This is a genomic window from Curtobacterium sp. 1310 (assembly GCF_017834105.1).
Classification (GTDB): domain Bacteria; phylum Actinomycetota; class Actinomycetes; order Actinomycetales; family Microbacteriaceae; genus Curtobacterium.
On the sequence record NZ_JAFICY010000002.1, the window covers coordinates 219,261 to 231,261 of the forward strand.

The window sequence follows — 12,001 nt, forward strand, 5'->3', positions numbered from 1 at the left end:
CGTACCGGCCGCTTCCCTCAGCGGACGGTGAGGCGACCACCTGTGGACGGTGCCGATCCGTCCACAGCACCTTTGCCTCCAGGCCGGCCTGGTCTCGTCACCGACGTTCTCCACAGACCGTCTCCCCGGACGGGTCGCCGACCGGCCCGCTCGCTACCCTGGGGGCGTGACCGACGCGACCGCAGCCACCGACCGACCCACGCACGCCTGGGGCCACGGCCTCGCGACGATCGCCGCCGACGGCACCGTCCTCGACACCTGGTACCCCGAGACGCACCTCGGTGCGCGTCCGGCCGACGCGGTGTTCCCGCCCGAGCTCGAGGCGCACGTCGGCGACGACCCCCGGCGCGAGGTCCGGATCGAGGCGGTGACGACCGAGATCGTCATCGACGACGCACCCACCAGCACGCCCGATGCGTACCTGCGGCTGCACCTGCTCAGCCACCTGCACGTCCGGCCGAACACCGTCTCGCTCGACGGCGTCTTCGGTCACCTGCCGATCGTCGCCTGGACCAACGCCGGCCCGGTGCACCCGGACGCCCTCGTCCGCCTGCGTCCGGTCCTGCAGCGTGCGGGCATCGCGGTGCACGCGGTCGACAAGTTCCCCCGCCTGCTCGACTACGTCGTGCCGGACCGGGTGCGCATCGGCGACGCCAACCGGGTGCGGCTGGGCGCACACCTGGCTCCCGGCACGACCGTCATGCACGAGGGCTTCGTGAACTTCAACGCCGGCACGCTCGGTGACGCCATGATCGAGGGTCGGGTGTCGCAGGGGGTCGTCGTCGGAGACGGCACCGACATCGGTGGGGGTGCGTCGATCATGGGGACCCTGTCCGGCGGCGGGACGCACCGGGTGTCGCTGGGCGAGCGGGCGCTCCTCGGGGCGAACGCCGGCCTCGGCATCTCGCTCGGCGACGACTCCGTGATCGAGGCCGGGCTCTACGTGACGGCCGGCACCAAGGTCGTCCTGGTGGGTGTCGCACCGAACCCGGACGGCACGCCGCGCACCGTGAAGGCCGCAGAGCTGTCGGGCGTGCCGAACGTGCTGTTCCGGCGCAACTCGCTCTCCGGTGCGGTCGAGGCCCTGCAGCGCCAGGGCCAGGGCATCCAGCTCAACACGGCGCTGCACGCGTAGCGCGGCTCCCGACGAGAGACGGCATGGGGGCGACGATCGCGGGGCCGCACGGACCGGTGCCCGTCCGGCGGTACGGACGCCCGGGCCGACTCACCCTGGTCTGGTTGCACGGGGGCGGGTTCTTCCGCGGTGGCCTCGACCAACCGGAGTCGCACGCCGTCGCCACCGCGCTGGCCGCCCACGGGCTCGCCGTCGTGACCGTCGACTACCGCCTCGCTCCGCTGCCCGGGCTGCCCTGGGTCGGACGCCGTGGAGCTCGGCCCCGGGCGCGGTGGCCCCACGCGCACGACGACGTGCTCGCGGTGGTCCGACACACGAGGGCGCACACCGACGGGCCGCTGCTGCTCGGTGGGGCGAGCGCGGGGGCGTGCCTCGCGTCCGCCGCGACGCTCGGCCTGCTCGATGCCGGCGACCCGCCGGAGGGCGTCGTCCTCGCGTACGGCTTCCACCACGCCCGACTCCCCCGCGACCGCGCCGTGCAGCGCACCGTCCGCGGACACCGCCGTGTGACGCACGCCCCGTGGGCCCTCGACGTCGCGAACCGGAACGCGGTGCCCCGGACGGCACTCGGGCAGCGGACGGCGTTCGCCGGCGGACAGGACCTGACCGGCTTCCCGCCCGCCTTCGTCGTCGACGCCGCGTCCGACGCGATGCGGGCGTCGGGCGAGCGGTTCGCTGCCGAGCTCGTCTCGGCGGGCACGTCGGTGGAGCGACACGTCCTGCCCGATCGGCACGCCTTCCTGAACCGACCGGGCACGCCCGCGTTCCGTGCGGCCGTCGACCGGCTCGGGACCTGGGCGACGGCGACGGGCCGGTTCCCGTCGGCGGTGCGCCGCGCCTGCTGACCGCCGCGCCTGAGCGCGGCGCCTGACCGCCGCTCCTGAGCGCCACGAGGAGCTCGGCGCGAGCCGGGTGACGCCGGCTGGCGCCGACGGAATCCGGGTGCACTCGATGGCACCAGGCGTACCCAGCAGAACCGGGCGTACCTGATCCGCAGGATCGGCCAGGTACGCCCGGTTCCGCCTGCCATGGCATTCGTCATGGGAAGGAACGAGCTGCGCGCCGGACGGGAGGCGCGGTGCCAGCCCGCACCGCGCCTCCCCTCCGGCGCGCGCACTTGCCCTCAGGTCACCGAGCGGGCAGGACACGCCGCGCGCCGCCTGCCGAGCGGGCAGGAACCGTCGCCGGACGACGCCGAGCGTGACAGAGATGGCCCGCTCGCGGCTCGCGACCGTTGAGCGTGACGGAAGAGGCCCGCTCGCGGGGCGCGAGCGGGCCTTCGGACCGGGGCCGGACGTCAGCGAGCGGGCAGGTCCCGCTCCGGGTGCCCCACGTAGAGCTGCTGCGGGCGGCCGATCTTGTTGAGCGGGTCGTTGTTGAGCTCACGCCACTGGGCGATCCACCCCGGCAGACGCCCGATGGCGAACAACACCGTGAACATGCGCGGCGGGAAGCCCATCGCCCGGTAGATGATGCCCGTGTAGAAGTCGACGTTCGGGTAGAGCTTGCGGCTGACGAAGTACTCGTCCTCGAGCGCGATCTGCTCGAGCTCCATCGCGATGTCGAGCAGGTCGTCCTGCACCCCGAGCGACTGCAGCACCTCGTGCGCGGACTCCTTCACGAGCTTCGCGCGCGGGTCGTAGTTCTTGTAGACGCGGTGCCCGAAGCCCATGAGCTTCACCCCGCGCTCCTTGTTCTTCACCCGCTCGACGAAGCGCGACACCGGCTCGCCGGAGTCCTTGATCTGCTGCAGCATCTCGAGCACGGCCTCGTTCGCGCCACCGTGCAGCGGCCCGTACAGCGCGTTGATGCCGGCGGAGATCGACGCGAACATGTTCGCCTTCGTCGAGCCGACCAGGCGCACGGTCGAGGTGGAGGCGTTCTGCTCGTGGTCCTCGTGCAGGATGAGGAGCCGCTCGAGCGCCTTCGACAGCACCGGGTTCGGCTCGTACGGCTCGGCCATCGTGCCGAAGTTCAGCCGGAGGAAGTTGTCGACGAACGACAGCTTGTTGTCCGGGTAGAGGAACGCCTGCCCGATCGCCTTCTTGTGCGCGTAGGCGGCGATGACCGGCAGCTTCGCGAGGAGCCGGACGGTCTGCAGCTCGACCTTCTCGGGGTCGTCGACGTCCATGTCGTCCTCGTAGTACGTGGACAGTGCGCTCACGGCGCTCGACAGCACCGACATCGGGTGCGCCGAGTGCGGCAGCGCGTCGAAGAGCCGACGGAGGTCCTCGTGCAGCAGCGTGTGCCGACGGATGCGGGCGTCGAAGTCGTCGAGCTCGTCCTTCGTGGGGAGCTCGCCGTAGATGAGGAGCCACGCGACCTCGAGGTAGGTGCACCCCGATGCGACCTGGTCGATCGGGTACCCGCGGTAGCGCAGGATCCCCTGGTCGCCGTCGATGTACGTGATGGCGCTCTTGGTCGCGCCGGTGTTGACGAAGCCGTAGTCGAGCGTGTTCAGCCCGGTCTGCTTCTTCAGCGAGGAGATGTCGATGGCGGACGCGCCGTCGACGCTCGGCAGGATCGGGAACTCCGCCGTGCCACCCGGGAACGTCAGTGTCGCCGTCTCCGTCGACTCCGCGGCGGCGGGGCTCACGGGGACGGGCGTGGTGGGCGGTGTGGCCGTCTTCTGAGCGTCGTTGGCAGTGTCAGTCACGACGACAGCCTAACTGCGCCGACTGTCGGTCGTGCACCACCGGAAGGCGGAGATCTGGTGGATTCCACGGATTGTGCAGGGAGCGCACAGCGGTCCCACCCCTCGTCACGACCGGGAGGCGCGGCCCACCTCGATCAGGACGCGGCCAGTCTCCGGGTGCTCGCCAGCCGCTGCGCCGCGGCCGCGATCCGGTCGTCGGTCGCAGTGAGCGCCACCCGGACGTGCTCCGCCCCGGCGGGCCCGTAGAAGGTGCCCGGCGCGACGAGGATGCCCCGTTCCGCCAGCCAGCCGACGGTGTCGAGCGCGGGCTCGCCGCGGGTCGCCCAGAGGTAGAGCCCGGCCTCGCTGTGGTCGATCCGGAAGCCCGCCCCTTCGAGTGCCCGTCGGAGCATGTTCCGTCGGGCACGGTAGCGGGCCTTCTGCTGCTGCACGTGCGTGTCGTCGGCGAGGGCCACGATCATCGCGTCCTGGACCGGCAGCGGCGGCATCATGCCGGTGTGCTTCCGGACCGCCAGCACGTCGGCCAGGATCGCCGCGTCCCCCGCGACGAAGGCAGCACGGTACCCAGCGAGGTTCGACTGCTTCGACAGCGAGTACACGCTGAGCACGCCGTCCACCCGATCGCCCACGACCTGCGGGTCGAGGATCGAGGGTGTCGGCGACGCGTCGTACGGCGGCTCCCACCCGAGCTCGGCGTAGCACTCGTCGCCGACGATCACGGCGCCGAGCTCCCGCGCCCGTGCGACCGCGGCGCGCAGCTGTTCGACGGACAGCACGCGACCGTCCGGGTTGCCGGGCGAGTTCAGCCACACGAGCTTCGTGCTCTCCGGCCATGCGGCGGGGTCGTCCGATGCCAGCGCGTCGGCCCGAACGAGCGCGGCTCCGAGCTCGTAGGTCGGGTACGCGGCCTCCGGGAACACGACGGTGTCCCCCGGGCCGATCCCGAGCCAGAGCGCGAGCCCGGCGATGAACTCCTTCGAGCCGATGGTCGGGAGCACCTGCTCGGGCGTCAGCGTGATGCCCTGCCGACGGCCGTACCAGTCGGCGATCGCCTCGCGCAGCGCGGGCGTGCCGGCGACCTGCGGATAGGCGTGCGCGTCGGTGGCACCCGCCAGGGCCCGTCGGACGACCTCGGGGGTAGGGTCGACGGGCGAACCGACGCTGAGGTCGACGATGCCGCCCTCGTACGCCGCTGCGCGCTGCTTGAACGGGACGAGCTGGTCCCAGGGAAAGTCGGGGAGGTCGAGCGCCACGGAGCGGTCCGGGGTCAGCCGCGCGGGGGCTGGGCTGTGACGACGGGGTGGTCCTTGTGGATCACACCGACCTTGGCAGCACCGCCGGGCGAACCGACCTCGTCGAAGAACTCGACGTTGGCCTTGTAGTAGTCGGCCCACTCGTCCGGCAGGTCGTCCTCGTAGTAGATCGCCTCGACCGGGCAGACCGGCTCGCACGCACCACAGTCGACGCACTCGTCGGGGTGGATGTACAGCGACCGGTCACCCTCGTAGATGCAGTCGACCGGGCATTCGTCGATGCAGGCGCGGTCCTTGACGTCGACACAGGGCTGGGCGATCACGTAGGTCACGGTGCGGGTGCTCCCTTCGGACTGAGCGTGGTCGAGTCTACTCGCGGCGCCCGGGAGCCCCGGACCGCGCGGTGTCCGTGGACGATGCGGCAGCCGTCCCGGCTCTGGCTCCGGACGCCGCCGCGGCGCGGGCGCGCAGCCCCGACAGGTCGGGCCAGGCGAGGGCGAACGCCGCGATCGCCGCCGGCGCGAAGGTCCAGACGTAGCCGGCGAGGTTCGCGAGCACCAGCGGGGACGACTGCCCGCCGACGCTCACGAGCACCTGCGTCGCGACGATGATCCCGATGCCGGCCGCTGCGACCATCGCCCGCGAGCGGTACAGGAGGCGCAGTCCCACCACGAGTCCGAGCACGATGAGCGTCGTCAGGACCATGCCGACCGGGAAGCCCGCGAGCCGCTGCTGGTGTGTGACGGTCCCGAGTGCTCCGACGACGAGCCCGGCGACCGCCGCGACGACGACCGCCGTCACCTTCCCCTGACGGGTGAGCTCCGCGAAGGTCTCGGGAGCGTGGGGCACCGGGTCGGCGTCGTGCCGGAACGCCTCGACCGCGGGGGCCTCCTGCCGGACGCCGTGGGGCATCACCCAGGTCAGGCGCTGCGGGTCGGTCGGGTCCACGGGGTCGATGGCGACCTGCGACCGGTACTGCTCGACGGCGGCGCGGACCTTCGCCCGGACGGGGACGACGTCGACGGTCAGGTCGACCTCCTCCGACGTCGGGTCGACGATCATCGAAAAGGGGACCTCCTCTGCCCGGGCCGCGTACCGGGCAGCGTGGTGCACCCGCACGTGGTCCGGGTGGCCGTACCCGCCGTCGTCGGCGTAGCTGACCACCGCGTCGGCGCCGGTGGAGCGGATCGCCGCGCGCACGTCGTCGACGACCTCGCCCAGGTCCGCCGCGGTGAGCGAGTCGGCCGGGGCGTCGTCGGCGGCCGTCGCGCGTCCGTCCGGTCCCCACTGCATGCCGGAGTCGCTGTACCGCCGCTCGGGCAGGTCGGTGGGACGTGCTCCCCGACCGCCGAGCCACAGGTGTGCCGGACCGCCGAGCGCGGCCAGCGCGGCGGCGATCTCGGTCTCGCGGTGTGCCGCGACACGGGGGCCGTCACCGAAGAGCGGCGCCAGGGCCTCGGTGAGCATCTCGCCGCGCTCGCCCCGCGTGGCGGTGAGCACCGTCACCTCGGCGCCGAGCTCGAGCAGGGTCGCGATGGTGCCGCCGGACGACAGTGTCTCGTCGTCGGGATGGGCGTGCACGAACAGGACGCGCTCGGGACGCGGTGCGGGAGCCTTGGACATCGCGTCCCAGGGTACTTCGCTAGCGGGGCGTGACGATGTACGTCGCGGTCACGCCGTCCGACGACTCGGACACCGTCAGCACCACGCGGTACGCGTCGCTGCGGAACATCCCGAACGCGCTCGACGTGTCCGCACGCTTCGCGGACTCGGTGTACCCGGCGGCAGCGAGCTGCTCGGCGGCCGCCGCGAAGTCGTCGACCGAGGCCACGCGGACCTGCACCACCCAGCCGGAACCGTTCGGCCCGGCCCCACCGCCGAGCACGGTGCCGTCGACGAGCGGGACGTCGGGGGTCGGGAAGCCGTCCGGCACCCTGCCGTCGCTCGTCACGCCCGTGCCCGACAGTGCCGCGTCGAGGGCGCCGTCGATGCCGCCCGCGACCGAGGCCATGCCGTCCTGCACGGCCTTGCCGTCGATGCCCTGCACGGTCTCGCTGACGTTCGAGGCGACCGACGAGCCGAGGTCGGTCGCCTGGCGCACCGCGTCGGCGGAGCAGCCGGTCAGGCCCGCGAGGGCGATCCCCGCGGTCACGGCGGCGATGAGGGTCCGGGTCGTGCGCATGCGGACACCCTAGGTGGACTGCCGGGAGGCGCGGCGTGCGTTCCCTGGGAAGTCTCCCGTCCGCCGCGCCGCCGGTCAGGACAGGTAGGTTCGGGCGGCTGCCGTCAGGGCGTCGACGCCGACCGGGATCGCCGTCTCGGCCTGCGGCGCGTAGAACGGCGAGTGGTTGCTCGGGATCTCCTCGCCGCGGCGGAACAGCTCCGGGTCGGTGATGCCGGTGAACCAGTACACGAGCGGCACCCCCGCCGCGGTGGCGAGCTGCCCGACGTCCTCCGACGCCATCGCCAGCCCGATCTCCAGGTCGCGCGCGCCGGGCACGACGGGACGGATCGCCTCGAGCACGCGCTTCGCCGCCTCGGGGTCGTTCACGGTGACCTCGGCACCCGGGGCACGCTCGATGGTCGGCGCGGCGAGGCCGCCCGCCTCGCTCTCGGCCCGCACGATGCGCTCGATCGAGGCGATGATCCGCTCGCGGGTCTCCTCGTTCCGAGCACGGGTCGAGATCTCGATGACGGCCTGGTCCGGGATGATGTTCGGCCGGGTCCCGGCGTGGAAGGCGCCGACGGTGACGACACCGGCGTCGGACGGCGAGACCTCGCGGGAGACGACCGTCTGCAGCCGCACGACGGCGCTCGCGGCGGTGACGATCGGGTCGAGCGAGGCCTGCGGCGCCGAACCGTGCGCGCCGCGGCCGTTGAACGTGACCGTCAGCCGGTCGCTCGACGCCATGACCGGTCCGCTGCCGACCGCGACGATCCCGACCGGCGCGGGGGCGGAGTGCTGCCCCAGTACGACCTCCGGCTGCGGGAAGCGCTCGACCAGGCCGTCCTCGATCATCGCGCGGGCACCGGAGATGACCTCTTCCGCGGGCTGGAAGACGGCGACCACCGTGCCGTGCCACGCGTCACGGGTGTCGACGAGGCGCTCGAGGGTCCCGAGCAGCCACGTGACGTGGATGTCGTGCCCGCAGGCGTGCATCGTCGGGACCTCGACGCCCTCGTCGTCGCGGCCGGTGTGCGTGCTCGCGTAGGACAGCCCCGTGCGCTCCTGCACGGGCAGGCCGTCGATGTCGGCGCGGAGCCACACGACCGGTCCGTCGCCGTTCGCCAGGACGCCCACGACGCCCGTCCCGCCGACGCCCGTGGTGACCTCGATCCCACCGATCTCGGCCAGCCGGTCGGCGATCACACCGGCGGTGCGGTGCTCCTGGAAGCCGAGCTCCGGGTGGGCGTGCAGGTCCTGGTACAGGGAGAGGAGATCGAGGGTCACCCGTCCACCGTAACCCCGGAGCCGGAGGGCGCGGACGCCGACGGCCCGGCCACCTCGACGAGGTGACCGGGCCGTCGGACGGAGGCAGTGCCTCCAGGCTGTCGCCGGGTTACGCGTCCTGGCGCTTCAGGCGGGCGTACGCGCGCTGACGGGCCTGAGCGTCGAGCTCGACCTTCCGGATGCGCACGTTGTCGGGAGTGACCTCGACGCACTCGTCCTCGCGCGCGAACTCCAGGCACTCCTCGAGGGAGAGCTGGCGCGACGGCGTCATCGACTCGAAGGAGTCGGCGTTCGCCGAACGCATGTTCGTGAGCTTCTTCTCCTTCGTGATGTTCACGTCCATGTCGTCGGCGCGCGAGTTCTCGCCGATGACCATGCCCTCGTAGACCTCCTCCGTCGGGTTGACGAAGAACGTCATGCGCTCCTGCAGGTTCGTGATGGCGAACGGCGTCACGACACCGGCGCGGTCGGAGACGATCGAACCGTTGATGCGGGTCTGGATCGGGCCCGCCCAGTCGTCGTAGCCGTGCGAGATCGCGTTCGCGATGCCCGTGCCACGGGTCTCGGTGAGGAACGACGTGCGGAAGCCGATGAGGCCACGCGACGGCACGATGAACTCCATGCGGATCCAGCCGGTGCCGTGGTTCGTCATGTTCTCCATGCGACCCTTGCGCGCGGCCATGAGCTGCGTGATCGCGCCGAGGTGCTCCTCCGGCGTGTCGATCGTCATGTGCTCGTAGGGCTCCTGGAGCTTGCCGTTCTCGTCACGCTTCGTGACGACCTGCGGCTTGCCCACGGTGAGCTCGAAGCCCTCGCGGCGCATCTGCTCGACCAGGATGGCGAGCGCCAGCTCACCACGGCCCTGGACCTCCCAGGTGTCCGGACGGCCGATGTCCTGCACCTTGAGCGACACGTTGCCGATGAGCTCGCGGTCGAGGCGGTCCTTGACCATGCGCGCGGTCAGCTTGTGGCCCTTGACCTTGCCGACGAGCGGGCTCGTGTTGGTCCCGATGGTCATCGAGATGGCGGGGTCGTCGACCGTGATGGTCGGCAGCGGGCGGACGTCCTCGGGGTCGGACAGCGTCTCACCGATGGTGATGGTGTCGAAGCCGGCGACGGCGACGATGTCACCGGGGCCCGCGGACTCGGCCGGGAAGCGGTCGAGTGCCTTCGTGATGAGCAGCTCGGTGATGCGGGCGTTCGCGACGGTGCCGTCGTGCTTGACCCACGCGACCGTCTGCCCCTTCTTCATCGTGCCGTGGAAGATGCGGAGCAGCGCGAGGCGGCCGAGGAACGGCGAGGCGTCGAGGTTGGTGACGTGCGCCTGCAGCGGGTGCTCGTCGTCGTACGTCGGCGCCGGGACGTGCTGCAGGATCGCCTCGAACAGCGGCTCGAGGTCGTCGTTGTCGGGCAGCTCGCCGTCGTTCGGCTTGTTGCGGCTCGCGGCACCGGCACGACCGGACGCGTAGACGACCGGGACGTCGAGGATCGCGTCGAGGTCGAGGTCGTCGACCTCGTCCGACAGGTCGGAGGCCAGGCCGAGGAGCAGGTCCTGCGACTCGGAGACGACCTCGTCGATGCGGGAGTCCGGGCGGTCCGTCTTGTTGACGAGCAGGATCACCGGGAGCTTCGCGGCGAGCGCCTTGCGCAGCACGAAGCGGGTCTGGGGCAGCGGGCCCTCGGACGCGTCGACGAGCAGCACGACACCGTCGACCATGGAGAGGCCGCGCTCGACCTCACCACCGAAGTCGGCGTGGCCGGGGGTGTCGATCACGTTGATCGTGATGCGGCCACCCGGGTTGAACTGCTCGGCGTGCTCCCCGTTGTAGAGCACCGAGGTGTTCTTCGCGAGGATGGTGATGCCCTTCTCGCGCTCGAGGTCGTTCGAGTCCATCATCCGGTCTTCGCCCTCGAAGTGGGCGTCGAACGAGTTGGTCTGCGTGAGCATCGCGTCGACGAGGGTGGTCTTGCCGTGGTCGACGTGTGCCACGATGGCGACGTTGCGCAGGTCGGACCGGGTGGCGAGCGCCATACAGGACATCCTTCAAGTGTTCGGAGAAGATCGGGCGGCCGACGGCGGCTCTCGCGCCGTGGTGGCACTGCCCGGGGGTGGGCTGGAACGCCCGACACGCCAGTCTACCGGTAGTTCGCAACCCTGAGGAGTACAGCGCATGACCCGACGGCGGACGTGGACCGAGATCACGATCGTCCTCATGCTCTCACTGGGTGGCAGCGCGCTGTACTCGGTGCTGCAGATCATCGACGACCTGTCCCAGACGACGCCCCTCGGCGAGCAGTCGACGGCACTCAACACGTCCACCACGACCGTGCAGTACGTCGACCTCGCGCGGCAGCTCGTCGGCATCGCGGTCGACCTGGCCCCGGTCGCGCTGGTCTGCTACCTCCTCTGGAGCGCGAGGCGCCCGCACCTCCACCGGCTCGGCATCGACCGCTTCCGGGCGCGGCCGGACCTCGGCGGTGCAGCCCTCATCGCGCTCGGCATCGGCGTCCCCGGACTCGCGCTCTACTTCACCGGTCGCGCACTCGGCTTCACGGTGGACGTCGACCCGGCGGCGCTGAACACCTACTGGTGGACGATCCCCGTCCTGCTGCTCTCGGCCGTCCGGTCCGGGCTGCAGGAGGAGGTCATCGTCATCGGGTACCTGTACGAGCGGCTCGGCGGGCTCGGGTGGGGGCGGTGGCAGGTCATCCTGTCGACCGCGGTCCTGCGCGGGAGCTACCACCTGTACCAGGGGTTCGGGGCGTTCGTGGGGAACGCGGTGATGGGCGTCGTGTTCGGGTGGATCTACACGAGGTGGGGGCGGCTGCTCCCGCTCGTCATCACGCACTGCCTGCTCGACGCCGTCGTCTTCGTGGGCTACCCCTTCGTCGCCCAGGCGTTCCCGGGACTGTTCCGGTGAGCGCACCGAGGTGGGGTCGACTGCCCGGTGGACTGCGCGACCTGACGGCCGCCGACGGCGTCGCCATCGCGGCGGCCTACCGCGACGACGAGATCTGCCGCTGGCTCCCGGTCCCGCGGGGCCTGCCGCCCGAGGCGTACGGAGCCTGGGCCGACGAGGCCGCGGCGCTCCGCGCATCCGGCGCCGGCCTCCGTCTCGCCATCGAGTGGGCGGGTGGTCTGGCCGGGTCGATCGAGGTCAGACGTGTCGACCGCCGGGCCCGGAGCTGCGAACTCAGCTACTGGTCGGTGCCCGATCGGCGCCGCACCGGTGGGACCGCGGCAGCCGTCCGCACCCTGGCGGACCACCTCGTCACGTCGGCGGACTTCCGTCGCGTGGAGCTGCGGATCGCACCGGGCAACGCTGCGTCCCTCGCCCTCGCGCGCCGAGCCGGTTTCGTCCCCGAGGGGACGCTGCGGCGCGCCGGGTTCCTCGGTGACGGGTCGGTGGTCGACCTCACCGTGTGGTCGCGCACCGACCGGGACGTGGGCCGGTGACGGACGGGAGGCGCGGTACCGACCGGCACCGCGCCTTCCGTCCGTCGGC

At 71.9% G+C, this 12,001-nt stretch carries 11 protein-coding genes; 4 read left to right on the forward strand and 7 right to left on the reverse strand.

The window, feature by feature from the left end:
* The first annotated feature begins 166 nt into the window (after positions 1–166).
* On the forward strand, positions 167–1,135 hold the full coding sequence (gene dapD, locus JOD95_RS05150) for a 2,3,4,5-tetrahydropyridine-2,6-dicarboxylate N-succinyltransferase (RefSeq protein WP_209683644.1): 969 nt from the start codon (positions 167–169) through the stop codon (positions 1,133–1,135).
* Between the two features lie 23 nt (positions 1,136–1,158).
* Positions 1,159–1,980 (forward strand): alpha/beta hydrolase, encoded by an 822-nt coding sequence (locus tag JOD95_RS05155; RefSeq protein ID WP_209683646.1) that lies wholly within the window; start codon positions 1,159–1,161, stop codon positions 1,978–1,980.
* 452 nt (positions 1,981–2,432) lie between these two features.
* Here JOD95_RS05155 and JOD95_RS05160 read toward each other — a convergent pair whose 3' ends face one another.
* The 7 genes from JOD95_RS05160 to typA all read right to left on the reverse strand — a co-directional run bounded on the left by JOD95_RS05160 (position 2,433) and on the right by typA (position 10,527).
* Positions 2,433–3,731, reverse strand: a complete 1,299-nt coding sequence (locus JOD95_RS05160) for a citrate synthase (protein WP_081984701.1) — start codon at positions 3,729–3,731, stop codon at positions 2,433–2,435.
* A 194-nt stretch (positions 3,732–3,925) separates the two neighbouring features.
* A complete protein-coding gene (dapC, locus tag JOD95_RS05165; RefSeq protein WP_066652838.1) occupies positions 3,926–5,044 on the reverse strand; it encodes a succinyldiaminopimelate transaminase in 1,119 nt (372 codons plus the stop codon).
* Between the two features lie 14 nt (positions 5,045–5,058).
* A complete protein-coding gene (gene fdxA / locus JOD95_RS05170; protein ID WP_209683649.1) occupies positions 5,059–5,376 on the reverse strand; it encodes a ferredoxin in 318 nt (105 codons plus the stop codon).
* A 37-nt stretch (positions 5,377–5,413) separates the two neighbouring features.
* The gene (locus JOD95_RS05175) at positions 5,414–6,667 is read right to left on the reverse strand and encodes a PIG-L family deacetylase (RefSeq protein WP_209683652.1); all 1,254 of its coding nucleotides are present in this window, start codon (positions 6,665–6,667) and stop codon (positions 5,414–5,416) included.
* A gap of 19 nt (positions 6,668–6,686) precedes the next feature.
* The gene (locus JOD95_RS05180; protein WP_066652830.1) at positions 6,687–7,226 is read right to left on the reverse strand and encodes a hypothetical protein; all 540 of its coding nucleotides are present in this window, start codon (positions 7,224–7,226) and stop codon (positions 6,687–6,689) included.
* 75 nt (positions 7,227–7,301) lie between these two features.
* The gene (locus tag JOD95_RS05185) at positions 7,302–8,495 is read right to left on the reverse strand and encodes an amidohydrolase (protein ID WP_066652826.1); all 1,194 of its coding nucleotides are present in this window, start codon (positions 8,493–8,495) and stop codon (positions 7,302–7,304) included.
* A 109-nt stretch (positions 8,496–8,604) separates the two neighbouring features.
* Positions 8,605–10,527 (reverse strand): translational GTPase TypA, encoded by a 1,923-nt coding sequence (typA, locus tag JOD95_RS05190; protein ID WP_066652823.1) that lies wholly within the window; start codon positions 10,525–10,527, stop codon positions 8,605–8,607.
* A 139-nt stretch (positions 10,528–10,666) separates the two neighbouring features.
* On the opposite strand from typA, the gene JOD95_RS05195 reads away from it, so the two are divergent.
* On the forward strand, positions 10,667–11,416 hold the full coding sequence (locus JOD95_RS05195; protein ID WP_066652815.1) for a CPBP family intramembrane glutamic endopeptidase: 750 nt from the start codon (positions 10,667–10,669) through the stop codon (positions 11,414–11,416).
* Complete coding sequence (locus JOD95_RS05200) at positions 11,413–11,952, forward strand: GNAT family N-acetyltransferase (protein WP_209683655.1); 540 nt, start codon at positions 11,413–11,415, stop codon at positions 11,950–11,952. The genes JOD95_RS05195 and JOD95_RS05200 overlap by 4 nt, the downstream gene beginning before the upstream one ends.
* The last annotated feature ends 49 nt before the right edge of the window (positions 11,953–12,001 follow it).